This window comes from Streptomyces sp. YGL11-2, assembly GCF_050054615.1.
Lineage (GTDB): Bacteria > Actinomycetota > Actinomycetes > Streptomycetales > Streptomycetaceae > Streptomyces.
Window position 1 is genome coordinate 49667 of sequence record NZ_JBNHIN010000013.1, and the last position, 24645, is coordinate 74311.

Below are 24645 nucleotides of genomic sequence, written 5' to 3' on the forward strand. Positions count from 1 at the left end.
CCCGGCAGTCAACTGCCGGGCCCCGCCCCTGTGTTGTGTCGATGGTGCCGGCTGCCGTACCCGCCGCCGGGTCAGCCTGCGTCGGCGATCAGCCCGCGGGCCTGCTTCACGTCGATCGCCATCCGCTCCAGCAGGGCGTCCAGCGTGTCGAACTTCTCCTGCCCGCGGATGTACGCCAGGAACTCCACCGCGACGTGCAGCCCGTACAGGTCCAGCCCCACCCGGTCGATGGCGTACGCCTCCACCGTGCGCACCTTGCCGTCGAACTGCGGGTTGGTGCCGACCGAGATGGCCGCCGGCATCGCCTCGCCCTCGACGTGCAGCAGCCCCGCGTACACCCCGTCGGCCGGGATGGCGGTGTGCGGCAGGGTCTCCACGTTGGCCGTGGGGAAGCCCATCTCCCGTCCGCGCTGGGCGCCCCGTACGACCACGCCCTCGACGCGGTGCGGCCGGCCCAGCACCTCCTTCGCGCCCGCCACGTCGCCCGCCGCGACCAGCCGGCGGACGAGGGTGGAGGAGAACGGCTCGCCGTCGCCCGCCGTGCCGCGCTCGAAGAGGTCGATGACCTCGACCGCGTAGTCGTAGGTCCGGCCGAGTTCGGCGAGCGTGTCGACGGTGCCCTGCGCCCGGTGCCCGAAGCGGAAGTTGGGGCCCTCCACGACGACCTGCGCGTGCAGCTTGTCGACCAGCACCTTGACCACGAAGTCGGCCGGCGACAGCTTCGAGAACTCCTTGGTGAACGGCAGGATCAGCACCGCGTCCACGCCGAGCCCGGCCATCAGCTCCGCCCGCCGGTGGTGCGGGGCCAGCAGCGGCGGGTGGGTGCCGGGGCGGACGACCTCGCTCGGGTGCGGGTCGAAGGTGACGACCACGGCGGGGACGCCCAGCTCACGGGCGCGGGCCACCGCCTTGCCGATGATCAATTGGTGGCCGCGGTGCACTCCGTCGTAGGAGCCGATGGTGACGACGCTGCGTCCCCAGCCCTCGGGGATGTCCTCCAAGCCACGCCAGCGCTGCACTGTGCCCGCTCCTCGCCCGAACTCGTGTCCGTCCATTGCGCCAATTCGGCATGACGCAGGTCTAAGACTGCCATGCCGCACGCCGCGCTACGCGCGAAGGGTGGTTCGGCCGCTGTTGCATCGGACACCCCGGCGCCGGACCGCCGGGCTCCCGGACCGCGGACGGCGTCGGCCCCGGCAACCCGCGGCGAACGGCGTCAGCCCCGGCAACCCGCGAGCGTGGCGCAGGCGCCCGGCCCCACCACCGCCGTCCACTCCCCCGGCTCGGCCGCCAGCCACTCCCCCACCCGCCGGGCGAACCCGGGCACCCGGTGCCCCAGCTCCACCAGCCGCCGGTCGAAGCAGGCCGCCCCCTCCGGCGTCCGCACCAGCAGCGTGCCGGCACGGTGCACCAGCTCCCGGGTGCGCTCCTCCGGCCGCCGCGCCATGCCCTCCGCCGCCGCCCCCAGGAGGGCCTCCAGCACACTGGTGTCGTACCCGTGGCCCCGGCCGCCCGCCGGGGGCGCGTCGGACGCCTCGCGCGCCAGCAGCACATCGAGCAGCGCCCGCCGCAACGGGTCCGCCGCGTACGGGCCCGCGCCGGCCAGTACGGGGGCGAGCGCGCGCCGGACCGGGGCCGGGGAGCCGGTCAGCAGCTCCACGGCCAGCGGCCCCAGCGCTTCGCGGGCGGCCGGGCCCTGGTCGAGGCGGCGCGCGACGAAGTCCGCCACCGGCCGCGCGGCGCGGTCCGGGCAGCGCCCGGCGTAATCCCGGACCAGCCCGGCGGCGCGGGCCGCGAGATCGGGGCGGGTGACGGCGGCCAGCGCCCGCAGCAGCGCCGCGGTGCCCGCGCTCCGGCCGCCGGGGCGCTCCTCGCGGGCGCGGATCTCCACCGCCCGGCAGAGCGCCGCCGGTTCGTCCTCGGCGAGCGCGTCCAGCAGTTCGGCGGCCCGGGGGTGCGCGGTGTCGGCCAGCACCTCGACGAGCGGGTCCAGCGCCCGCGCCCGGTAGGTGTGCAGCAGCGCCTGCGCGGCGCCGGCGACGGTGATCTCCCGGGGGACGGCGGGCCCGACCTGGAGGCGGCGGGTGTCGTCGAACCAGCCGCACAGCAGGGGCTGGATCCGCTCGGGATCGGCTTTCAGCAGCTCCGCCACGTCGTCGAGGAAGCGCGGGAAACGGGGCAGGCGAACCGGGCGGGCCGCGCCGCCGGCCCGGCGGAACGCTTCTGCGGACGCGGCGGACGGTGCCCCCACGCAGGCGTCGACCCAGCTGCCGCTGTCCTCCCCGGCAGCGGCGGCGGTGTCGGTGTCGGTGTCAGCGGTGTCGGCGGTGCCGACGTCGGCTGGATGGACCCGCACCCGCGGCGGTCGCGCGAAGGGCCGCGACGGGCCGCCGGGGGCCGGTGCGACGTCCGGCCCGTCGGCCGGCAGCAGCCGGCGCAGCAGATCCAGCCGCGCCGCGTCGCCCAGCGCCAGGCACCGCCAGAACGGCGGCCCGAAATCGTCCAGCCCCGTGTACCCAAACCCGCCCGCCTGCAGGGACCGCTCGGTGATCCGGTCGGCGAGCAGCCGCAGCACACCGGCGTACGGCGCCGCGTCGGCCACCCGCAGCAGCTCGTGCGTCAGAAGGCGCGCGGCCCGCCCCCCGCGGTCCGCCCCGGGCTCGGTCGCCGGCCACACCAACTGCCCCAGCTCCGCCACGAGTTGACCGGCCCCCCGGTTCCCGTACGCCGCCCCGCGGGCAGCTCCCGCCCCCTGCACCGGATCCGCCTCGGCAGCCGCGTCCGCAACCCCGCCGGCATCTAGCAACGCCATCTTTGGACCTCCCCGCCCGTCCCGCCCGTCCACAACAGCGACGACGGTAGGCAGGCGGTGATCTTCGCGACAGGGTGCTCCTCGAACGCGCCCCCCTCCGCGCCGTGATTCACTCCGAGCGCCTGCCCGCAGGAGTGAATCACCGCGGTGCCCTGGAAAGAGTCAGCAGGAGGGGGATGGTGGAGCGCGGACCGAACGCTCGCGCCCGGCCGCGCGGCCCGCGTTCCACCACCTCTCCTCGCGGCACCTTCCGGCCTCAGGGGCCCTTCCGGCCCTGACCCATCGGACAGGCCCTGAGGCCGTCAGGCGAAGACGGCCAGGCTCTTGGCCTTCCCGCCCTGGTTCTCCACCAGCGCCAGGAACGTCCCGTCCGGCCCGAAGGCCGCCACCGGACCGTCGCCCTCGAAGCGCGGCATCGGGATCCGCACGCCGTTGAGCAGCAGCCGCGACTGCTGCTCGGTGACGTTCCAGCGGGTGAACGCCGCGTCGGCGGCCTCCGCGATCGGCATGATCGGCAGCCCGCCGCCCTCGGTGTCGTCCACCGCGGCCTGGAGCTGTTCCAGCGTGCGCGCCCGGTCGAGCTTGTACGGGCCGACCCGGGTCCGCCGCAGCGCCGTCAGATGGCCGCCGACGCCGAGCCCGGCACCGAGGTCGCGGGCCAGCGCGCGGATGTACGTCCCGGACGAGCAGACGACGGAGACCAGCACATCGGTCACCGGCGTACCGTCCTCGGCCTCGGCCTCGTGCGCCGAGTGCACCGCGAACGAGGAGACGGTGACCGGCCGGGCCGGGATCTCCACGTCCTCGCCGTCGCGGACCCGCGAGTACGACCGCTTGCCGTCGATCTTGATGGCGCTGACCTTCGACGGGACCTGCATGATCGCGCCGGACAGCCGGGCGACCCCGGCGTCGATGTCCTCGCGGGCGAGGCCGTGCGCCGCCTTCGACGCGGTGATCTCGCCCTCGGCGTCGTCGGTGACCGTCGACTGGCCGAGCCGGATGGTGCCGACGTACTCCTTCTCGGTCAGCGCGAGATGGCCGAGAAGCTTGGTGGCCCGCTCCAGACCGAGGACCAGGACGCCGGTCGCCATCGGGTCCAGGGTGCCGGCGTGCCCGACCCGGCGGGTCCGGGCCATACCGCGCATCTTCGCCACGACGTCGTGCGAAGTGAAGCCGGACGGCTTGTCGACGATGACCAGGCCGCCCGGCTCGTTGCTCTGCCGCTTCATTCTGCCGCTGCGCCCTCGTCGTCCTCGTCGTCGCCCGGCTTGCGGTACGGATCGGCCTCACCGGCGTACTCGGCGCCCGAGGACACCTCGCGCACCTTGGCGTCCGAGGCCCGCGCCTTGTCGAGCAGGTCCTCGATCGTCTTGGCGTTCTCCGGCAGGGCGTCCGCGACGAACGCCAGGGTCGGCGTGAACTTCGTTCCGGCCGCCGCGCCGACCGCGGAACGCAGGATGCCCTTGGCACTCTCCAGGCCGGCGGCGGCGCTGGCACGGTCCTCGTCGTCTCCGTAGACCGTGTAGAAGACCGTCGCCTCCCGCAGGTCGCCGGTGACCCGGGTGTCCGTGATGGTCACGTGCGAACCGAGCCGCGGGTCCTTGATACCGCGCTGCAGCTTCTGGGCGACCACCTCCCGGATGAGGTCCGCCAGCTTCTTCGCCCGCGCATTGTCGGCCACTGGTCCGTCTCCTTCTTTCTTCCACAATTGTGCTTCCACCGGCGACGACGTGCCCGTGCGGGTCAGTCGTCGTCACCGTGCAGCCGCCGGCGTACCGACAGCAGCTCCACTTCGGGCCGTGCGGCGACCAGTCGCTCGCAGCGGTCCATGACTTCGGTCAGATGCCCGGTGTCCCCGGACACCACCGCCAGGCCGATCGTGGCCCTGCGGTACAGATCCTGGTCCCCCACCTCCGCGACGCTCACCGCGAACTTGCGGTGCAGCTCGGCGACGAGCGGGCGGACGACCGAGCGCTTCTCCTTCAGCGACCGTACGTCGCCGAGAAGCAGGTCGAAGGACAGCGTCCCTACGTACATGCAAGACGGGTAAAGCCACCCGTGGGGCCTTAGGTGTACGAGTCACTCGAACCGTACACGCAACGGCCGGGGCCGATCGACGGAGTTTCTGCTCCGCCGACCGGCCCCGGTCAGGCGCTACGCGATCAGCCGCGCGGCTTCTCCCGCATCTCGTAGGTCGCGATGACGTCGTCGACCTTGATGTCGTTGAAGTTCCCGAGGTTGATACCGCCCTCGAAGCCTTCGCGGATCTCGGTGACGTCGTCCTTGAAGCGACGCAGACCGTCGATGTTGAGGTTCTCCGCGACGACCTTGCCGTCGCGGATGAGGCGCGCCTTGGTGTTGCGCTTGACCTCGCCGGAGCGGATGAGCACACCCGCGATGTTGCCCAGCTTGGACGACTTGAAGACCTCGCGGATCTCCGCCGTACCGAGCTCGACCTCCTCGTACTCCGGCTTGAGCATGCCCTTGAGGGCCGCCTCGATCTCCTCGATCGCCTGGTAGATGACCGAGTAGTACCGGACGTCGACGCCCTCGCGCTCGGCCCGCTGCGTGGCGCGGCCCTCGGCGCGGACGTTGAAGCCGATGACGATCGCGTCGGAGCCGGTCGCCAGGTCGATGTCGGTCTCGGTGACCGCACCGACGCCGCGGTGCAGCACCCGGATGTCGACCTCTTCGCCGACGTCCAGCTGGAGCAGCGAGGACTCCAGGGCCTCGACCGAACCGGACGCGTCGCCCTTGATGATGAGGTTGAGCTGCTGGACCTCGCCCGCCTTGAGCACCTTGTCGAGGTCCTCCAGGGACACCCGGCGGGTGCGCTTGGCGAACGCGGCGTTGCGCTCGCGGGCCGCGCGCTTCTCGGCGATCTGACGCGCCGTGCGGTCCTCGTCGACGACCAGGAAGTTGTCGCCGGCGCCCGGGACGTTGGTCAGACCCAGGACCAGGACGGGGGTCGACGGACCCGCTTCCTCGACGTTGTTGCCCTTGTCGTCGAACATCGCACGGACCCGGCCGTACGCGTCGCCGGCGACCATCGTGTCGCCGACGCGCAGCGTGCCGCGCTGGACGAGGACGGTGGCCACGGCACCACGGCCGCGGTCGAGGTGGGCCTCGATCGCAATACCCTGCGCGTCCTGCGCGTCGTTGGCCCGCAGGTCGAGCGCGGCGTCCGCGGTGAGGACCACGGCCTCCAGCAGGGAGTCGATGTTCAGACCCTGCTTGGCGGAGATGTCGACGAACATGGTGTCGCCGCCGTACTCCTCGGCCACCAGGCCGTACTCGGTCAGCTGACCGCGCACCTTGGTCGGGTCGGCGCCCTCGACGTCGATCTTGTTGACCGCGACCACGATCGGCACGTCGGCCGCCTTGGCGTGGTTCAGCGCCTCGATCGTCTGCGGCATGACACCGTCGTTGGCCGCCACCACGAGGATCGCGATGTCGGTCGACTTGGCACCACGGGCACGCATGGCGGTGAACGCCTCGTGACCCGGGGTGTCGATGAAGGTGATGCGGCGCTCTTCCTCGTTGACCTCGGTCGCGACCTGGTAGGCACCGATGTGCTGGGTGATGCCGCCGGCCTCGCCCGCGACCACGTTGGTCTTGCGGATCGCGTCCAGCAGGCGGGTCTTACCGTGGTCGACGTGACCCATGACGGTCACCACCGGCGGACGGGAGACCAGCATCTCCTCGCCGCCCTCGTTCTCGCCGAACTCGATGTCGAAGGACTCGAGCAGCTCGCGGTCCTCCTCCTCCGGGCTGACGATCTCGACGACGTAGTTCATCTCGTCGGCGAGCAGCTGCAGCGTCTCGTCGGAGACCGACTGGGTCGCGGTGACCATCTCGCCCAGGTTGAGCATGACCTGGACCAGCGACGCCGGGTTGGCGTTGATCTTCTCCGCGAAGTCCGTCAGCGAGGCACCGCGCGACAGGCGAACCGTCGCGCCGTTGCCACGCGGCAGCATGATGCCGCCGACCGACGGGGCCTGCATGGCCTCGTACTCCTGACGGCGCTGCCGCTTCGACTTGCGACCGCGACGTGCCGGGCCGCCGGGACGGCCGAAGGCACCCTGCGTGCCACCGCGGCCACCGGGACCACCCGGACGACCGGCGAAGCCGGGACGACCGCCGAAGCCGCCGCCACCACCGGGAGCGCCGCCGCCACCGGGACGGCCGGCGAAACCGCCGCCGCCACCCGGACGACCGCCGCCGCCACCACCAGGACGGCCGGCGAAACCGCCGCCGCCACCCGGACGACCGCCGCCACCAGCGGGACGACCGGCACCGCCGGGACCGCGACCGCCGCCACCGGGGCCCGGACGCGGGCCGGCAGCCGGACGCTGCGGCATCATGCCCGGGTTCGGGCGGTTACCGCCGCCGGGACGCGGACCGGCACCGCCGGGAGCCGCACCCTGCGGACGGGGCATGCCGCCGGGGGTCGGACGCGCGCCGCCCTGGCCCTGCGGACGGGGGCCACCCTGGCCGCCGCCCTGCGGACGCGGGCCGCCGGGGCCACCCTGACCGCCGGGGCGCGGGGCGCCACCGGGACGGGGGGCCTGCGGACGGGCCATGCCCGTGGAGCCGCCGGACGTGAAGGGGTTGTTGCCCGGACGCGGACCGCTCGGGCGGGGGCCGCCGGGACGGCCGCCCTGACGCTCACCGCCCTGACGCTCACCGCCGGGACGCGAGGCGCCGCCGCGCGGCTGGCCCTGACCGGGCGCCGGACGGGCCGGACGCGGGCCGGGGGTGGCACCGGGACGGGGCCCCGACTGCGCGGCGGGAGCCGCCGGCGCGGACGGCGGGGCCGTGAACTCGGGCTGCGCGGGCGCGGCCGGAGCGGGCTTCGGCGCGGGACGCGCCGGGGTCGGCCGCGGGCCCGGGGTGGGGCCGGCGGCGGGAGTCTTGGGGGCCGCGGGAACCTGCGGCACCTCGGGGGCGGCCGGGGCCGCGGGACCCGGCTTGGGGGCGCCCGGCTTCGGGGCAGCCGGACGCGCCGCCTGCGCCGGAGTGGGCGCGGACGGCTTCGCGGGGGCCGACTTGCGCGGCGCCGCGGGCTTGCCGGCGGCGCGGCCGCTGCCGCTGCCTGCCTGGAAAGCGTCGGTCAACTTGCGAACAACCGGCGCCTCGATCGTCGAGGACGCCGAACGGACGAATTCGCCAAGTTCTTGGAGCTTGGCCATGACGACCTTGCTCTCAACGCCGAACTCCTTGGCGAGTTCGTATACCCGGACCTTAGCCACTTCGCTCCTTCTAGGTCCGGGTGTCCACCGGACCGTCGCTACTTCATGGGCGTACTCATCGCGTACTCATCGAGTGCTCATCGCAATCTCGACCTACTTCCGACTCGCGAGGTACCTGACCGCACGGTTTTCCGTGCGCTGTGCGTTTCTTGCTGTGCGTTATTGCCATGGCGGCTGCTCAACGCGCGCCCCCTTCGATGAACCGGCGCAACTCCGCCGTGTCGAACGGGCCGCGGCCCCGGTAGGCCCGGGGGAACGCCCGGCGGCGAACCGCCAGGTCGAGGCAGACCAGTGTCCGGTGCACATAAGCACCCCGGCCGGGTAGCGTACCGCGAGGATCGGGGACACACTCGTCCTCGATCGCCACGATGCGCAGCAAATCGCCCTTGGCCGCTCGCTCCCGGCAACCCAGACAAGTGCGCTCAGGGCATGCGCGGGCATGCGTCCGGCCAGACACTGCTTAAGTCTACCTCCCCACGGCGGCTCCACCCCGATGGGGTAAAGCCTGATCCAATGCTCAGAATTCCCTGCGGGAGGCCGCGGCACCACTTCTTTTCATCCGCCGCGGCCCCGCGCTCCGGGTGGCCTCAGCCCTGCGGCGCCGGGTGCTCGGTGTCCGGGCGGATGTCGATCCGCCAGCCGGTGAGCCGGGCCGCGAGCCGGGCGTTCTGCCCTTCCTTGCCGATCGCCAGCGACAGCTGGTAGTCGGGCACCGTGACCCGCGCGGAGCGCGCCGCCAGGTCCACGATCTCGACCTTGCTGACCCGGGCCGGCGACAGCGCGTGCGCCACCAGGTCGGCCGGGTCGTCCGACCAGTCCACGATGTCGATCTTCTCGCCGTGCAGCTCGGCCATCACGGCCCGCACCCGCCCGCCCATGGGGCCGATGCAGGCGCCCTTGGCGTTGAGCCCGGAGCGCGTCGAGCGCACCGCGATCTTCGTCCGGTGCCCGGCCTCGCGCGCGATGGCGGCGATCTCCACCGACCCGTCCGCGATCTCCGGCACCTCCATGGCGAAGAGCTTCTTCACCAGATTGGGGTGGGTACGCGAGAGGGTGACCGACGGGCCGCGGACGCCCTTGACGACCCGGACGACATACGACCGCAGCCGCGTGCCGTGCGCGTAGTCCTCGCCCGGGACCTGCTCCTGCACCGGCAGCATGGCCTCCATCCGGCCGATGTCCACCAGCACGTTCTTGGGGTCCTTGCCCTGCTGGACGACGCCGGTGATGACGTCGCCCTCGCGTCCGGCGAACTCGCCGAACGTGATCTCCTCCTCGGCGTCCCGCAGCCGCTGCAGGATGACCTGCTTGGCGGTGGTCGCCGCGATCCGCCCGAAGCCGGACGGGGTGTCGTCGAACTCGCGGGGCTCCTCGCCCTCCTCGAGATCCGCCGGGTCCTCCTTCGCCCACACCGTCACATGCCCGGTGCTGCGGTCCAGCTCCACCCGCGCCCGGCGGCGGCTGCCTTCAGTGCGGTGGTAGGCGATGAGGAGGGCCGACTCGATCGCCTCGACCAGCAGGTCGAACGAGATCTCCTTCTCCCGCACCAGACCCCGCAGGGCACTCATGTCGATGTCCACGGCTACGCCTCCTCCTTGTTCTCGTCGTTCTCGCCGTTCGCACGGCTCTCGTCGTTCTCGTCGATGGTCTCGCCGCGCGTCGCGTCCTGCTTGGCGGACTTGCGGCTGAACTCCAGCTCGACCCGCGCCTTGGCGATCTCGTCGAACGCGATCCGGCGGGCGGTCGGCTTACGGCCCTTGACGCCCGGCACCTCCAGGTCGAGGCCGGTGTCGTCCATGGCGACGATCCGCGCCACCACCTCGCCGCCCTCGTGCAGCCGGGCCTTGATGAGGCGGCCGACGGCGCGGCGGTAGTGCCGCGGCTCGGTCAGCGGCCGGTCGGCGCCGGGAGAGGTGACCTCAAGGGTGTACGGGGCGCCGCCCATCACGTCGGAGTCGTCCAGGACCTGCGACGCCTCGCGGCTCAGGTCGGCGCACTCGTCCAGCTGGACGCCCTCATCGGAATCGACCACGATCCTCAGCACCCGGCTCCTGCCTGCCGGGGTCACCTCGATCTCTTCCAGATCCAGGTCTCGCGCGGCGACGAGCGGTTCAAGCAGTCCGCGCAGCCTCTCGCTCTGGGTGGTGCTCATCCGGGTGACTCCTCGGCCGCGTGTGCTGTTGTGGGTGGGTCGCGTGTCGGGTCAAAGCCTATCGGTTCCGGCGGGGTACTGACGATTCGGCGGGTGGGCACGGATACTCTCGCCTGCGGTGATCACTACGGAAGACCCCGGGAAGTGCAACGTGCCGAAAGTGGCGCTCACACGCCGAAGGACCCTGCTGGCCGGTGCCGCCCTCGGGGGCGTGGCGCTGCTCTCCGGATGCGCCGGCGGTCCCCGCCCCGAAGAGGAAGACGCCGAACACTCCGCCGCCGCGGAGCGGCTGCGGGAACAGGCCGCGCGGGACAGCACGGCGCTGCTGGCCCGCTACGACGCGACGCTGGCCGCGCACCCGGCGCTGGCGCCCCACCTGCGTCCGCTGCGCGCCGAAGTCGCCCTGCACGCCGAGGCGTTCAGGTCCGACCGGGCCACGCCCGCGCCGTCCCACGGCGCCGCCACCGGGCCTGCGCGGCGTGCGGCGACGCCCGCGGTGCCGGCCGAAGAGCGGGCGGCGCGGACCGCGCTCGCCGACGCGGAACGGACGCTCGCCGACACCCGCACGGCGGCACTGGCCGCCGCGCCCCCGGAACTGGCCCGGCTCCTCGCGTCGGTCGCGGCGGCCGGGGCGGCGCACGCCTGGCTGCTGACGGGGCCGGGGGTGTGAGCCGCGGCCCGGTGGGCGGGGCGCCGCGCCCCGCACCGTACGACGGCCGGGCGCGACGGCCGGCCAACGAGCAGAGAAGAGCACGGAGATGACGACCGGAACGACGCACGGCGGCGAGCTGGCCGCGGTGCAGGCCGCGCTCGCCGCCGAGCATGCGGCGGTGTACGGGTACGGCGTGGTGGGCGGACGGATCGGGGCCGGGCGCCGCGCGGAGGCGCAGAGCGCCTACGACGCGCACCGGGCGCGGCGGGACGCGCTGTCCCGCACCGTGCGGGACCTCGGCGGGAAGCCGCAGGCCGCGGCGGCCGGGTACGAACTGCCGTTCCCGGTGCCGGACGCGACCGCCGCGGTGCACCTGGCCGCCGAGCTGGAGGACCGGCTGGCCGCCGTCTACGCGGATCTCGTACGGGCCTGTGCCGGCGCTCGCCGTAAGGAGGCGGCGGGCGCGCTGCGCGAGGCCGCGGTGCGGTCGGTGCGCTGGCGGGGCGGCAGCGTAGCCTTCCCTGGGCTCGTCGAGCGGGCCGCGGCGCCCGCTCCGTCCGGCTCCGCGGGCGCCTCCTCCGGCGCGCTCTGAACGACCGGCCGCCCGGCGGCCACCTCCCCACCCGGCGTCCTCCCCACCCGGCGTCCTCCCCACGAAAGGGACAGCTCAGGCATGGCAACGGCACCCATCGAACCGCCGCAACGATTGCTGGGCGCGCTCGGCGGCGATCGGGAGGGTCCCGTACGGGCCTGGCTGGAGGCGCTGCCGGCGCTGGTTCAACAGCGGCTGGACGCCTGGGAGCTGACGCTGGAGCGGGTGCACGCCCCGGGTGGCCTCAGCAGTCTCGTCGCGCTGGTACGGCAGCAGGACGGGACGCCCGCGGCGCTGAAGTTCCCGGTGCCGGGGCGGGCCGCGGCGCAGGAGGCCGCGGCACTGCGGGCGTGGGACGGCGGGGGCGCGGTGCGGCTGCTGCGGGCCGACGAGGCCGGTGGTGCGCTGCTGCTGGAGCGGTTGCAGGGCTCGGTGTCGCTGCGGTCGTTGCCGGAGGCCAAGGCGCTGCTGGAGGCGGCGGGCACGGTGCGGCGGCTGTGGGTGCCGCCGGGCGAGGGGCACCCGTTCGCGACGGTGGCGGAGCGGGTGACGGAGGACGCCAAGGCCCTGGGTGCGGCCGGGGAGTGCGCCGGGGCCGCCGCGCCGCTGGTCGAGGAGGCGCTGGAGCTGGGGCGGGCGCTGCCGGACGGGGCGCCGGAGGAGTTCCTGCTGCACGGGGCGTTCCGGCAGGGGAAGGTGCTGGCCGGTGAGCGGGCGCCCTGGCTCGCGGTGGGCCCGGCGCCGCTGGTCGGTGAGCGGGCGTACGACCTGGCGCGGCTGGTCCTGGACCGGTTCGAGGACCTGGTGGCCGGGTCGGGGGCGCCCGCGGCGGCCCGGCGGCGGGTGTCCAAGCTGGCGGACTCGCTGGACGTGGACCGGGAGCGCCTGCGCGGCTGGACGCTGTACCGCGCGGTGCGCGCGGGGCTGCGCGAGTCGGCGGCGGGCGACCGGCAGCGGGGGGAACTGCTGCTGGAGTTCGCCGCGTACCTATAGCGGGCGCGTCATGGCATGGTGAACGGGCCGGCCGGGGGCGTCCCCGGCCGGCCCGTTCGCCATGCCGTTACGCGCCGAGGCGGGCGACGGCCTCCTCGACCGTCAGCTCCTCGCGCTCGCCGGTGCGGCGGTCCTTGACCTCGACGACGCCCTCCCCGGCGCGGCGGCCGGCGACGACGATGGTCGGCACGCCGAGCAGTTCCGCGTCGGTGAACTTGACGCCGGGCGAGACGCCGGGGCGGTCGTCGACCAGGACCCGCAGGCCGGCGTCGCCGAGCCGGTCGCCGATCTCCAGGGCGAGTTCGGTCTGCTTGGCCTTGCCGGCGGCGACGACGTGGACGTCGGCCGGCGCCACCTCGCGCGGCCAGCACAGGCCCTTGTCGTCGGCGTGCTGCTCGGCCAGCGCGGCGACGGCGCGGGAGACGCCGATGCCGTACGAGCCCATGGTCACCCGGACCGGCTTGCCGTTCTGGCCGAGCACGTCGAGCTGGAAGGCGTCGGCGTACTTGCGGCCCAGCTGGAAGATGTGGCCAATCTCGATTGCCCGGTCCAGCTTGAGGCCGGTGCCGCAGGCCGGGCAGGGGTCGCCCTCCTGCACCACGACGACGTCGACGTACGCGTCGACCTCGAAGTCGCGCCCGGCGACGACGTTCCTGGCGTGCACGCCTTCCTTGTTGGCGCCGGTGATCCACGCGGTGCCGGGGGCGATGCGCGGGTCGGCGAGGTACGTGACCTTCTCCAGGCCCTGCGGGCCCACGTAACCGCGGACCAGGTCGTCGCGGTCCACGAAGTCCTCGGCGGTCACCAACTCGACGACGGCCGGGGCGAAGTGCGCCTCGACCTTGTCCATGTCGACCTCGCGGTCGCCGGGCACACCCACGGCGACGATCTCGCCCGCCACCTTGATCAGGAGGTTCTTGAGGGTGGCGGAGGCCGGTACGCCGAGGTGCGCGGCGAGCGTCTCGATGGTCGGGGTGTCCGGGGTGGGGATCTCCTCCGCCGCGGGCACACCGGCCGCGTCCACCGGCTTCAGGGCGTAGGTGATCGCCTCGGTGTTGGCCGCGTAGTCGCAGTTCGGGCAGTCGGCGAAGGTGTCCTCGCCGGCGGCAGCCGGGGCCAGGAACTCCTCTGACTTGGAGCCGCCCATGGCGCCGGCGGTGGCGGCGCAGATGCGGTATTCGAGGCCGAGGCGCTCGAAGATCCGCTGGTAGGCGACGCGGTGCAGCGCGTAGGACTCGGCGAGGCCCTCGTCGGCGGTGTCGAAGGAGTAGGAGTCCTTCATCTGGAACTCGCGGCCGCGCAGGATGCCGGCGCGCGGGCGGGCCTCGTCGCGGTACTTGGTCTGGATCTGGTAGAGGATCACCGGCAGGTCCTTGTAGGACGTGCACTGGTCCTTCACCAGCTGGGTGAAGATCTCCTCGTGGGTGGGGCCGAGGAGGTAGTCGCCGCCCTTGCGGTCCTTGAGGCGGAACAGCTCGGCGCCGTACTCGTCCCAGCGGCCGGTCGCGTCGTACGGCTCCCTCGGCAGCAGGGCGGGCAGCAGGACCTCCTGGCCGCCGATGGCGTCCATCTCCTCGCGCACGATCCGCTCGACGTTGGCGAGGACCTTCTTGCCGAGCGGCAGCCAGGACCAGACACCGGCGGCGGTGCGGCGCACGAAACCGGCGCGCACCAGGAGCTTGTGGCTGAGCACCTCGGCGTCGGCCGGGTCGTCGCGCAGTGTCTTGATCATCAAGCGGGACATGCGCTGGACCTGTGCGGCGTTGGCCATGGGAGTTTCTCCTGCGTAAGAAAGGTGACTCCCTGGAGGTTAGCCGCAGGGGTGTGGCGCACGGAAATGCGTATCCGCTGCGCTGTGCCGGGTTCCCAGGTTGTCGGGTTTACCGCCGTGGGCCTGGCCGACTGCTCCCCACGTTGTCGGCTTACCCGCCGGGTGCTCGCTCTTGCGCCTGTGGCGCGGGTCCGCTGCGCGGGGCTTTCGGGTGCGGTGACGGTCCTGTGGGGCAGGGTGTCCGGATTGCTTCGCTGCAGGTCGTCTCAGCCGGGGAAGTCTCCGTCTTTAACCTCGCGCATTCACGATGTGGGCTGCCCGATGCTTGATCAAGAAAGTGAGGAGTGCGTCTGACCTGGGACGATGGGACTTGCCGAGAGTCCTCTTCGCCTCAGGGAAGCTGCTCTCCTCAGGTGAAGAGGAGTATCGGGTCGCACCCGCATGTCTGTGTCGAGGGCGACGGTCGTGGAATGGTCTCCAGGCCGGGGCAGTGCTACGGGTGGAGACCGTTCGCAAGACCGGCTTGGATGCGGTGATGACGTTGGCGCCGTATCGATGACGCAAGCCGCGGGCCTGCACGATCCGGGCAAAATTCTGCTGGATGTGACACTCGCGGTCGCGCTGGGTGAGGACTGCCTGGCTGAGGTGGACATGCCGCGGTCCGAGCCGACCGCGTTCGGGCCGATCGCCTCAGCGTCGGGGACGGCTGGCTCCTGCAGGGCCGGGCCCGGTTGGGGCGGTACCGTCGCGCGCTTCTTCGCGGTGGTGGTCGGGCCGGTGGTGGCTCACTCGCGGGCTTCAGCGTCCGTGAAGAACAACACCGGCGTCTCCCGAGCGGTGCCGCCGATGATGACCTGGGCAAGGCCGGTGTGGCATTGACCTCTTCGAGGAGGATCAGCAGCAGCGGGCCCGTGACGTGAAGGTCGAGTTCATCGGCGACGAGCACGCGGCGCCGGCCTTCCATGCGGAGCTGGATCAGGGCGTCGTGGATGTCGGCGCAGTAGGTGACGCTCGGGATGCCGCGCGCCCACGGGTGGGAGATCCGCTTGCAGTCCAGGACGAACGCGAGCGCGCCGTGGTGGAGCATCTGGCAGGTGATACAGCGCAGGGTGACTGACTTGCCGCCGCCGGTGGAGGCGTTGACCAGAATGTGCGGCGACTCGGCGTCCAGTCGACGCTGACGGGCTTGTCTCCGGAGCCGATGCCGATGATGGGCGCGGACTCCGGGGCATTCGCCAGCAGCTCGCGCACCTTGGGGTCCTTGAAGAGGGCCTTGGCCGGTGGGCGGCGGGTCTTCTTCACCACCACGTACGTCTCGCGCCCGGTCAGGTGCCAGGGGAACGTCACACCCTCCAAGGCGAGCTTCTGGGTGATGAGGTCGGCGACGAGATCCTTCGAGAAGTGCAGGTGCCCCAGCACGTCGACGCGTATCTGCGCGTCGACGTCGGAGAATTGGTAGCGGCGCGGTCGGTCTGCTCCGCGATCCCCAGCGGCCGTGCGAGCGCCTCGGTAGGCTGTCGGTTGATCACGCTGCGATGGGGTCCTCGATACTCGTGGGGCGAGCGCCATCTGCTGGCTCCGCTCCTTCACACATCCACCGACCCGCCATTGGACGGCTCTGTGCCCGTGAGGACGGCGGGGCCGGCGGAGTGTGACAGTGCGAGCTGTGCGTGGGTACGTCAGCCCTGGGCCATGCCCGGAACTACGGTGCGGACGTACTGCTGCCAACCTTCCATGAAGGTGCGGTAATCGACACCCAGGTACTGCTGGAAGGAACCTTCCGTCTTCAGTGGGGCGGTGTACGCTGCGGTCACGAATTGAAACGCGTTCTTCTCGCCGTACTTCTTGGCCATGTACTCGATCGCAAGCTGGGCGAGCGTGTAATTGGCGGCGCGCTCCGGCAAGGTCTTCGCGTAGAACTCACCGTCGTCTTTCGCCGGGTAGACGCTGGGGTTGAATTTGTAGCCCTTCAGCGTCCGCGCCGCCTGGGTCTTCGCCGCCGCTGGATCGTCGCGCGACTCCATGTACGCGGCGAAACCCTCGGCGACCCAAGTGTCTATGTGCACCGGCCCGCTCGCGTGGTTGTAGACGGCCACCATCGCGTGGGCGATCTCGTGGCGGCCGATCTCCTTGACGCCGTCCTTCCAGGCGGGGGAGGTGAAACGGCTCAGGGACGAGTCCATGACGATACGGGAGCCGCCGTACTCCACCTCGCTGCGGCCGGCGTTGCTGAACTTCTCCACGGACACAGTGACGCCAGCGTCCAGTGAGTCGTTCTTCGCACCAGCCCGGTAGAACTGCGAGTACATCTGGCGGTTCGGCTCCAGCACGACCAGCGCGCCCTTGGACACCTGGGACGTGTCCGCGCCGCTGCGGTTCCAGGCCGCCACGTCATCGTCGGCCGCCTGGGAAATGTACGGGGCGAAGCGCTCGGTGTCGGCGGCGTGCTGTTTGTCAGAGATCAGCACGACGCGCCCCTTCTGCACGACCGCCATGTCGTCGTAGACGTCCCACGGTGCCGGGTAATACGCGCCATGCGTGCCGACGTAGGGCTCTTCGGCTCCCTTGACCCCGGTGACCACTTGACGGTTGCCCGGACCCATCTTGAACGTGAACGTGTACTGCTCGGCCACCGGGGCGGCGTCAACGCCCTTGATCTGGTGGACGAACGCGACCGGCACCTGACCGCTGCCGTGCCCCTGCGGGTATTCCTCGAAGCGCGCGACCTGGAACGGAACCTTGATGAGGTTGCGGAACAGCTTCTGCTGCTGTGCCTTGAGTTGCTCGCCCTCGAAGGACGCGAGATAAGCCTTCTCGTCCTTCGCCTTGAGGGCCTTGTCCATCGATTCGTACACCGCTTTCGTCGACATGGCGTACTCCTCACCAGGAGTCGTGTCGTGTCGATTCAGGGTGTTCTTCACGAATATGGATCCGATGCCTATGACCAGGAGGAGAAATATCCCCAGTATGCTGAATCCAATGATCTTTCCCGTTTTGCGCCGGGGTGGCGACGGCGGTCCTGGCGGCGGGGGGACGAAGCCGCCCCCCGGCTGCTGTGGATACCCTCCCTGATAGGACTGATACGGAACGTTCTGCCGGTCGGCAGGCTGGTACGACATGGTCCCCCCTTTGGTGACGAGCTCAAATCTTAGCTCTCACCAGCGGGTTCAGCCGGACCGGTCCTGCGTCAGCCTTGCGAGTCGACCTGACCGAGAAATGAGCCACGTGGGCAGCCAACTATCCAATAGCCACGGCTACTTCAGGATATCTCCGGACGCAAATGCGCGATTCCTCTTAGAGGTCGTCTCATCTGGCCTGTTCGGTAGTCTGCGGTCGTGGGGATTGTGGAATCACCCACCGCATCGCCCGCAAGGACATCGAGTCCTCTGAACGACTCGGCCGCCACCGCTGAACCACCGAACGCACCATGGGCTTGGCTCGCCGCCTGCCGACGACTCCACCGCCGCTACGAGCGCAAGCCCGGCCACTTCCTGATCTTCACCAGCATCGCCTGCACCCTCATCTGCTACCACCGACTCGCCAAGTGAGATGACCTCTAAAACGGATCACCTCTGGACAGATGCCGGCGAATACTGATCCTCCGCCCGAAGGCCAGAACCGGCCCGCAAACTGCGAGCCGTGCTCAGCGAGTAACTGATGCCCAAGGGCAGTTACCATCCCGCATACCACCGCAGGTCCGGGCCGGGGTAAGGGCTTGGGTATCCGGTCACCAGTCCAGGAAGCGGCGCCAGGCCGATCTGTTGGCCTCCTTGGCTTCTTCCGCTTCGGCGGCGGCCTCCAGTGTCTGCTGACGCTCGCGTTCGGCACGCTCCTCGGCACCTTCACACTGCTCGCATTCGCTGCTGCGGAAGCCATCCCAGGGGTCGGGGAGGACCTTGTTGCCACAGCGCGGGCAGACCCACGTGTTCTTCTCTCGCTCTTTGCGCTCCTCTTCCTCGCGCTCCCGCTTGGCGCGCTGTGCGGCCTGGCGCCGGCGCTCTTTGCGCTCGGGTGCCCGAGCGCGGTAAGCGTCGGGGTCGTCGAGGGCGTCGTCGAGGCTCTGCCAGGTAGAGTGTCCGAAGCGGAACCACACCGCGCCGAGCGGACCGTGGCGCTGAAGCCGGTCGAGAGTGGTGACCAGCACCGGGACGGCATCGGTGAAGTCGATGTAGCCGTCGTCCACCCCCGGTTGGCCGTAGCGGGACCGGTCATTGCCGTACTCCCCCGACCAGTGAGCTTCGGTCAGCCGCATGACGCTGTTGATGCGGTTGTTCAGCGCGGTGGAGCCGACCTTCTTGGTGAACACGATCGCCAGCGGTGGATGCCCTTCCCACCCCGTCGGACCGTAGAGGGCCTGCCACATCGGGATCTCGCCGGGACGTGGCCAGGCGTTCTGCGGCGGCGAGGGGACCTTGACGGTACGACGGAAGAACTCCCGGTAGCGGCTGACCTTGCCGGACAGGACCACCGGACTCTCAGTACCGTTGTCGACCTCCACGAACAACAGCGGAACCCCCTCATCCGGAGCGGCGAAGACCGCATCCGCGCGGGGACTGTTCCTCCCGGGAGCGAACCGCGTGCCGGAGACCGGCAGCACCACCTCCGTCGCCCACGACTCGATCCTCCCCAGCCCTTGAGGGCGTATCTGCGCGCCCGGGACGGAAGCAGCCGAGGCATTGCCCACTGCCGCGCTGCCGGGCGCTCCAGCGGCGGCCTGGGAGGCTTTGCGGGGCACGGGACGGGTCGGCGCGGGCGGGGTCTGCAAGAACGCGGCGATAGTGTCGGTGACCTTCCGCGCGTGCTTCGCCCCGGCCCGTGCAGCGCCCCGGGCAGTGCCGCCCATCTCCCCCAGCGGGCGATCGAGGACCGCGGCGGCCGCGTCCAGGCCGGGGCCCGTCAGGTTCCACAGTTTCTCGGTGACCAGGCTGCCGGCCTCGTTGACGCGGGTGGCTGAGCCGAGGGATTCCACCAGACCGTCCTGGACCAAGTCGAGACAGCCGTTGCGCACGGTCTGCGCGCTGGCCGTGCCCGGGCACATCAGCTGACGGATCTGCTGTGCGGTCGCCACCTTCACCACGCCCAGCGCGGCGAGCACCATCTGTCGTGTCTTGGCCGTCGACCCGTACGGCCGCCGCTTCGTCCCACCCATCTGTATCCCTCCTACACCCAGCCGCGTACGGGAGCGCGGCGTGGAGTCTTGGCCATGCGGCCTGAGCTCTCACTCGAACCCGACGCCTCACTTCGCTCACTCACCTACCTCAACTCACTAACACCACCCACTGACATGGAGAGGGGACAGGAGGGTTGTCGAGGTGCCGAATGTCGATTACCACGGCCGGTGACCTGCGTCGTTAGCCGGTCGAGGGAAAAGTGCGGCGTAGGGGGCTCGGCAGGGGAACCCACAGGGCGCACCGTAGGGCCGTGACCGTCCACCTGCAGGCCATGCAAGCGACACCGATAACGTCGCCAAGCGATCGAACTGCAGTAAGCCGACCAGGCGTATCCCCACGTACAGGCAGGCGGGCCCTGCCACTTCGTCCGGGCCCGGCCAGTCGACGGCCGTGACCGTCAGAGCGGACCTGGTCCACAGAGAACGCTTACGCTTCCCGCCCTCGCGCTGCCGCAGTTCCTGTGCCGTATGCAGCTCTCGCAGGCGCTACCAGAGCACACATCCTGCGTGACGGTGCGGCGCGCTGCCCAGCGGCTCCAGGTTAACGCGACCTGCGTGGTCTACTCCGCTCCGTTCGGATGCCCCGTCCTTTTCGCGTCATCGAACGCAGCGGATACCGCCGTCGGCGTATGGGAAACTTGCATCTTGGAAGTGCCTTGCTGATCGTGCGTGCTGGAAGCCTCAAGAACTCCTGTCATCGCAGGCCACAAGGCACTTCCTCGCTTTTCGGGGCGCCATCCACGGACATCACGTCGGTGGATCAAGGCTTAGGGTTAGCGCAGTGACTATTTAGGATCACAATGGGTGCGCTGCCGCTGTGCGTTCGCTCCCTGGCGGTGAACCTCAGAGGCTCGCCGCAGCGAACACAGGCGACACGCTTACCGTCACGTCCCAGCCTGGCCGCTTTCAGGATTCGATCGATGTGATCAGCATCGCGAGTCACGAACTCACCGTAGCCAGTTTGGAGCGATAGTGACACCGCCCCGGTAACTCACCCCGTTCAAAGTTCCGTTACCGGGGCGGCTTTGCGACGCCCCTCACCGCCGAAGCGGCACCCGCCTACGGGGCGGACGGGGCCAAAGTCACAGCACGTCTGCTGTGGTCGGGCTGGTTCCCATCGGGGGGCGCTGCGTCGCTCACCGGAGCTCCCGCTCCCTGGCGTGGTGTCACCCGGGCGCGAGGGAGCGGGAGCTCATACCGGGGGCAGCGAGTGGGCCAGAATCGTGGGGATACCCTGCTCGTGAAACCCCGCGCACGGCCGGGGCGCCTTACAGAAGAACCCCCTCCGTCGGCACGCCCGGCACGCCTGAGGGGCCGCCGCAGTGACACCACAGAGCGACGGATCTACCCGCAGAACCTCCGCTGCTACCCAGCCAAGCCCGTAGCATTCCCGGCACTGGAGATGGGGGCCGAGGCACGTCACACCCACTAGCACTGACCGTCCTCGGCCTCAGCGAAGTGACGCCCCTTAAGCCAGTACCGCAACTCACGCCGCGCCCATTTCTGGGCAGGCCAGGGAGCCGGGATGTGTAGGTACGTGAAGACCTGCACCCAGGCACGACCAGGCGCGAGCGACTTCCTTACTGGGCAACGTCGTTGGCGACGGCTAAACGACATTCGCGGGCCCCTCCGGCGTGACCTGCCGCCCCTTCGCCCGGCACAGGACACACGGCTCCTTGCACGGAGGCACCGGACCGCCGGGCGGTATGTAGATGACTCCTTCCCTCGTCGCCACCAGCGGCGGCCTCAGCTTCGGCGGCCTTGCCTTGGCATGCTCGGTCATGTCTTCGCCTTCCCCTTGTGAGGGTGGCACCCGATCTCCACCGTGCACATCGCAGCGCGACCGTGCTCACCGCGCTTGCGTGCCTCGGCTCGCTGCTTCACCAGCTCCCGACAAATGTCACACCCGGGTACCGGTTCAGGGTCCAAGTCCGGGTACGGATCCGGCAGGTGAACCGGATCGCTCATGCCGGGCATCAGCACCCCACATCCACACCGTGAATCCGACACGGCCCGGCATCAACGCCGTACTCCGCAAGCCGCAACGCCCGCCGCCGCTCCCGCCGCAACCGCCGCTCCTGGCACTCCTCGGGGGTGAGGAGGTACGGATGGATCAGGGGCACGTCCTCACCACGCAGCAGTGGCAACTCCGGCCGCCAGGCGGGGACTCGGGGAAGGGCGAGCGTCGGAGTGCCCGGGCACCCAGCTTCGGGCGGTGCGTCGGCGGACCGGTGACGCCCCCGTGCGGGCAGTAACCAGCACAGCAACGATTCGAAGATCGTTCGGATAATGTGGAGCACTGTCATCAACCTCCATGGGTTGGTGACCACGCCCCCGGACCGGTCGCACGGTCGCGGGGGTCCTACATGTGGTCTGCGGTCCGTCATCTGACTAGGCCAACCATGGGGCACGGAAGGTAAGTTGGGACCCCTGCAACTGTTGCCGCAGCCCCTGACAACAACGGGAGAAGGCATGGCCGAACAGGCGGGCGAAGGCTCGGACCAGGAGAAGCAGGACGCACGCGAGACCCTGGGCCATGCATTGGTCACACTGAGGAGGAAAGCGGGTAAATCCCTAGCACAACTGGCGGAAGATACGGGATACGAGCGTAGCTACTTGAATCGTCTTGAAACTGGCCAAAGGATCTCGAAAAGGCCAGTCATAGAAGATCTCGACACGTATTACGGGACAGACGGGCTACTCGTCCGGCTCTGGAAGGCTGCACGAAACAGCGTCATCGTGAACCGATACAAGCTGTTCATGCAGTACGAAGAAGGCGCCGTGATCATGCACAAGTACATGCAAGTCATGCCGGGACTTCTTCAGACAGAGGATTACGCCCGTGCTGTCCTCTCCTCGTCCCCGAACCACTGGGGTCCCGACTGGCTGGAGGAACAGGTGGCCTTACGCCTCAGTCGCCAGGAGCTGCTAAATCGGGACCCATCCCCGAGCGTTCGCGTGATCCTGGACGAGTCCGTTCTGAGGCGCCCCACAACCGATCCGAAGACATGGGCAGGACAGCTCTCACACCTGGTGGAGTCCGCCGAGCGACCGTCGATAGTCGTTCAGGTACTCCCGTTCAGCGCCGGGGTACATGACCTCATGGGCGGCTCACTGTCCGTGCTGTGGCAGGCGGACGGTGTAGGTGTTGCCTACTTGGAGGGCAGCAAATCGGGAGAGTTGATCGAGGATGCAGAAGAGGTCGCCCAATACCGCCTGTCCTACGATCAACTACGAGACTCGGCACTTTCGCCGCCCGCCTCACTCGACGTCATCAGAAAGATCATGGAGGGCAACGCATCATGAGCACCCCCAACCTTGGCGCTGCACGTTGGCGTAAGAGCAGTTACAGCAACGGGGGCGACGGTAACTGTGTCGAGGTTTCCGACAGCATCCCCAGCTTGGTCCCCGTCCGTGACAGCAAAGACCCGCACGGCCCGGCGTTGGTCTTCCCGGCCGACGACTGGTCATCGTTCGTCACCGCCGTCAAGGGTGGAGAGTTCCGCCGCTGAGGCAAGCCCCAGCCCAACGGCCACCCACCGCCAACACGGAGGGTGGCCGTTCGCATGCCCGCCTACCCATGGCTACTCAGAGCCACGGATGGTTACATGAAGGACGGGTCAGGCAGGGTCTATCACTACTCCCCCTCCCGTGTGTGGGTGGAAAACGATGGGTGGGGGTACGCGTCGGTGGTCTGGTCAATGGCGCTTCAGTGGCAGTGGGGCGCCCATCACCGCGTAGGGCATGGGGGCGCTCGGGAATAGGACGCGGCGGGCGATGTCCTCGTAGCCGAGGGAGCGGTACAGGCCGCGGGCCGGGCTCTCGATGTCGATGGCCGAGAGGATGCTGCGGGGTTCGGCGGCCTCGTCGGTGATGCGGGTGATCAGCGCGCGGCCGATGCCCCGGTGCTGGTAGGCGGGGTGGACGTGGAGTTCGGTGATGACGAAGGAGTCGTCGAGCCAGTGGTCCAGGCCCTGGCTGCGCAGATAGGGCTCGACGACGGTGGACCACCAGTGGCCGCGGTCGTTGGGCATGCCGTAGACGAAGCCGATGAGCCGGCCGGCGGGGGTGGTGGCGCCGAGGGCGCGGGCGCCGGTGCAGCCGAGGTGGCGCAGCACGATGTGCCGGCGGACGGCGATCTCGTCGTCACCGAGGCCGAAGGCCAGGGCCTGTACGGCCAGCGCGTCGTCCACGCGGGCAGCGAGATCGAGGGGGCCGACCGCGACGTCATCCATGGTCGGAGCGTACAAGGCGGCGGCTCAGAACAGTACGCTCATGAATGCGCCGACTTCCTCGAAGCCCACCCGGCGGTAGGCGGCGCGGGCGGCGGTGTTGAAGTCGTTCACGTAGAGGCTGACGAGCGGGGCGACGTCGCTGAGGGCGTAGCGCAGGACGGCGGCCATACCGGTTTCGGACAGGCCCTTGCCGCGGTGCTCGGGGGCGACCCAGACGCCCTGGATCTGGCAGGCGAGCGGGGTGGCGGCGCCGATCTCGGCCTTGAAGACGACCTTGCCGTCCTCGATGCGGGCGAACGACCGGCCGGATCCGACGAGTTCGGCGACCCGGGCCTGGTAGAGGAGGCCGCCGTCGCCGGCCATCGGGGAGATGCCGACCTCTTCGGTGAACATGGCCACGCACGCCGGCATGATCAGGTCCAGCTCGTTCCTGCCGATCCGCCGGACGTACGGGTCGGGGGCGATCTCGGCGGACGGGCGGCGGGTGACCATCAGGGGCTGGTGGGCGCGGATCTCGCGGGCCGGTCCCCAGTGGGGCTCCAGCAGGGACCACAGTTCGGCGGTGGGGCCGGCCGGGCCGACGATGGAGGAGCAGCGGCGGCCCTGGCGGCGGGCGCGCTCGGCGAAGCCGCGGATGGCTTCGGGGGTGGCGCAGACGGGGACGAGGTTGGCGCCGGCGTAGCAGAGGGATTCCAGCCGGCCGCCGACGTACCAGCCCCACATCTCGCCGCCGAGCCGCCAGGGGTCGAGGCCGGCGACCTGGACACGGGCGGCGACGAAGGCGTTGGCGACCGGTTCGCGGTCCAGGACGGCGAGGGCCGAATCGAGCTCCCCGGGCTCCAGAACCTTGATGGCGGTGGTCGTCAGCACGTGTCGGAAAGCCTCACCGGTACGGCCTGGGAGGCCAGGCGGGAGCAGGTCCTGGCACTGTACCTCCACCTGCGCAAAAGCACCTGGCCTGCTGCGTACGGGCTTTCGCGGGGGCGTATGGGGGTGCGCGCGGGCGCGGGCGAGCC

General features: G+C 70.5%; 20 protein-coding genes and 2 pseudogenes. 8 read left to right on the forward strand and 14 right to left on the reverse strand.

Annotated elements, in window-relative coordinates:
• Positions 1 to 71: 71 nt before the first annotated feature.
• From ACO1BR_RS17025 to rimP, 9 genes are all read right to left on the reverse strand, one after another.
• Positions 72 to 1019: a bifunctional riboflavin kinase/FAD synthetase gene (locus ACO1BR_RS17025; RefSeq protein ID WP_426795912.1), complete on the reverse strand. Its 948-nt coding sequence runs from the start codon at positions 1017 to 1019 to the stop codon at positions 72 to 74.
• 197 nt (positions 1020 to 1216) lie between these two features.
• Entirely contained in the window at positions 1217 to 2812 is a 1596-nt protein-coding gene (locus tag ACO1BR_RS17030) for a hypothetical protein (protein WP_426795913.1), read from the reverse strand.
• 302 nt (positions 2813 to 3114) lie between these two features.
• Positions 3115 to 4041, reverse strand: a complete 927-nt coding sequence (truB, locus tag ACO1BR_RS17035) for a tRNA pseudouridine(55) synthase TruB (protein ID WP_426795914.1) — start codon at positions 4039 to 4041, stop codon at positions 3115 to 3117.
• Complete coding sequence (rbfA, locus tag ACO1BR_RS17040) at positions 4038 to 4493, reverse strand: 30S ribosome-binding factor RbfA (protein WP_426795915.1); 456 nt, start codon at positions 4491 to 4493, stop codon at positions 4038 to 4040. Before rbfA ends, truB begins: the two co-directional genes overlap by 4 nt.
• Positions 4494 to 4555: 62 nt before the next feature.
• Positions 4556 to 4849, reverse strand: coding sequence for a DUF503 domain-containing protein (locus tag ACO1BR_RS17045; RefSeq protein WP_426795916.1), 294 nt, complete (start codon positions 4847 to 4849; stop codon positions 4556 to 4558).
• A gap of 125 nt (positions 4850 to 4974) precedes the next feature.
• Positions 4975 to 8064, reverse strand: coding sequence for a translation initiation factor IF-2 (gene infB, locus ACO1BR_RS17050; protein WP_426795917.1), 3090 nt, complete (start codon positions 8062 to 8064; stop codon positions 4975 to 4977).
• A 178-nt stretch (positions 8065 to 8242) separates the two neighbouring features.
• A complete protein-coding gene (locus tag ACO1BR_RS17055; RefSeq protein WP_159507803.1) occupies positions 8243 to 8521 on the reverse strand; it encodes a YlxR family protein in 279 nt (92 codons plus the stop codon).
• A gap of 130 nt (positions 8522 to 8651) precedes the next feature.
• Complete coding sequence (gene nusA, locus ACO1BR_RS17060; protein ID WP_426795918.1) at positions 8652 to 9644, reverse strand: transcription termination factor NusA; 993 nt, start codon at positions 9642 to 9644, stop codon at positions 8652 to 8654.
• 2 nt (positions 9645 to 9646) lie between these two features.
• Positions 9647 to 10216: a ribosome maturation factor RimP gene (gene rimP, locus ACO1BR_RS17065; RefSeq protein ID WP_426795919.1), complete on the reverse strand. Its 570-nt coding sequence runs from the start codon at positions 10214 to 10216 to the stop codon at positions 9647 to 9649.
• A gap of 160 nt (positions 10217 to 10376) precedes the next feature.
• On the opposite strand from rimP, the gene ACO1BR_RS17070 reads away from it, so the two are divergent.
• The 3 genes from ACO1BR_RS17070 to ACO1BR_RS17080 all read left to right on the forward strand — a co-directional run bounded on the left by ACO1BR_RS17070 (position 10377) and on the right by ACO1BR_RS17080 (position 12453).
• A complete protein-coding gene (locus ACO1BR_RS17070) occupies positions 10377 to 10886 on the forward strand; it encodes a hypothetical protein (protein WP_426795920.1) in 510 nt (169 codons plus the stop codon).
• Positions 10887 to 10974: 88 nt separating this feature from the next.
• The gene (locus ACO1BR_RS17075; protein ID WP_426795921.1) at positions 10975 to 11460 is read left to right on the forward strand and encodes a ferritin-like domain-containing protein; all 486 of its coding nucleotides are present in this window, start codon (positions 10975 to 10977) and stop codon (positions 11458 to 11460) included.
• Between the two features lie 81 nt (positions 11461 to 11541).
• Positions 11542 to 12453 carry an aminoglycoside phosphotransferase family protein gene (locus tag ACO1BR_RS17080; protein WP_426795922.1) on the forward strand — a complete coding sequence of 304 codons (912 nt, stop codon included), beginning with the start codon at positions 11542 to 11544 and terminating at the stop codon, positions 12451 to 12453.
• 67 nt (positions 12454 to 12520) lie between these two features.
• Here the strand turns inward: ACO1BR_RS17080 and ACO1BR_RS17085 are convergent, their stop codons facing one another.
• On the reverse strand, positions 12521 to 14224 hold the full coding sequence (locus ACO1BR_RS17085; RefSeq protein WP_426795923.1) for a proline--tRNA ligase: 1704 nt from the start codon (positions 14222 to 14224) through the stop codon (positions 12521 to 12523).
• 413 nt (positions 14225 to 14637) lie between these two features.
• Here ACO1BR_RS17085 and ACO1BR_RS17090 point away from each other — a divergent pair.
• Together ACO1BR_RS17090 and ACO1BR_RS17095 are read left to right on the forward strand one after the other, a co-directional pair.
• Positions 14638 to 14917: pseudogene (locus ACO1BR_RS17090) on the forward strand (IS1380 family transposase); the annotation flags it as partial.
• Positions 14918 to 15140: 223 nt separating this feature from the next.
• On the forward strand, positions 15141 to 15341 hold the full coding sequence (locus tag ACO1BR_RS17095) for a hypothetical protein (RefSeq protein ID WP_426795924.1): 201 nt from the start codon (positions 15141 to 15143) through the stop codon (positions 15339 to 15341).
• Between the two features lie 562 nt (positions 15342 to 15903).
• On the opposite strand, the gene ACO1BR_RS17100 is transcribed toward ACO1BR_RS17095, so the two are convergent.
• Positions 15904 to 17145 (reverse strand): hypothetical protein, encoded by a 1242-nt coding sequence (locus ACO1BR_RS17100; protein WP_426795925.1) that lies wholly within the window; start codon positions 17143 to 17145, stop codon positions 15904 to 15906.
• 428 nt (positions 17146 to 17573) lie between these two features.
• Between ACO1BR_RS17100 and ACO1BR_RS17105 the strand changes: the two are divergent.
• A pseudogene (locus ACO1BR_RS17105) lies at positions 17574 to 17772 on the forward strand (IS5/IS1182 family transposase); the annotation flags it as partial.
• A 179-nt stretch (positions 17773 to 17951) separates the two neighbouring features.
• Here ACO1BR_RS17105 and ACO1BR_RS17110 read toward each other — a convergent pair.
• The gene (locus ACO1BR_RS17110) at positions 17952 to 19373 is read right to left on the reverse strand and encodes a replication-relaxation family protein (RefSeq protein WP_426795926.1); all 1422 of its coding nucleotides are present in this window, start codon (positions 19371 to 19373) and stop codon (positions 17952 to 17954) included.
• Positions 19374 to 21866: 2493 nt separating this feature from the next.
• Between ACO1BR_RS17110 and ACO1BR_RS17115 the strand changes: the two genes are divergently transcribed.
• Positions 21867 to 22700 carry a helix-turn-helix domain-containing protein gene (locus ACO1BR_RS17115; RefSeq protein WP_426795927.1) on the forward strand — a complete coding sequence of 278 codons (834 nt, stop codon included), beginning with the start codon at positions 21867 to 21869 and terminating at the stop codon, positions 22698 to 22700.
• The gene (locus ACO1BR_RS17120) at positions 22697 to 22906 is read left to right on the forward strand and encodes a DUF397 domain-containing protein (RefSeq protein ID WP_426795928.1); all 210 of its coding nucleotides are present in this window, start codon (positions 22697 to 22699) and stop codon (positions 22904 to 22906) included. The genes ACO1BR_RS17115 and ACO1BR_RS17120 overlap by 4 nt, the downstream gene beginning before the upstream one ends.
• A gap of 186 nt (positions 22907 to 23092) precedes the next feature.
• Here the strand turns inward: ACO1BR_RS17120 and ACO1BR_RS17125 are convergent, their stop codons facing one another.
• Both ACO1BR_RS17125 and ACO1BR_RS17130 read right to left on the reverse strand, forming a co-directional pair.
• The gene (locus ACO1BR_RS17125; protein WP_426795929.1) at positions 23093 to 23629 is read right to left on the reverse strand and encodes a GNAT family N-acetyltransferase; all 537 of its coding nucleotides are present in this window, start codon (positions 23627 to 23629) and stop codon (positions 23093 to 23095) included.
• Positions 23630 to 23653: 24 nt separating this feature from the next.
• Complete coding sequence (locus ACO1BR_RS17130) at positions 23654 to 24499, reverse strand: GNAT family N-acetyltransferase (RefSeq protein ID WP_426795930.1); 846 nt, start codon at positions 24497 to 24499, stop codon at positions 23654 to 23656.
• Between the last annotated feature and the right edge of the window lie 146 nt (positions 24500 to 24645).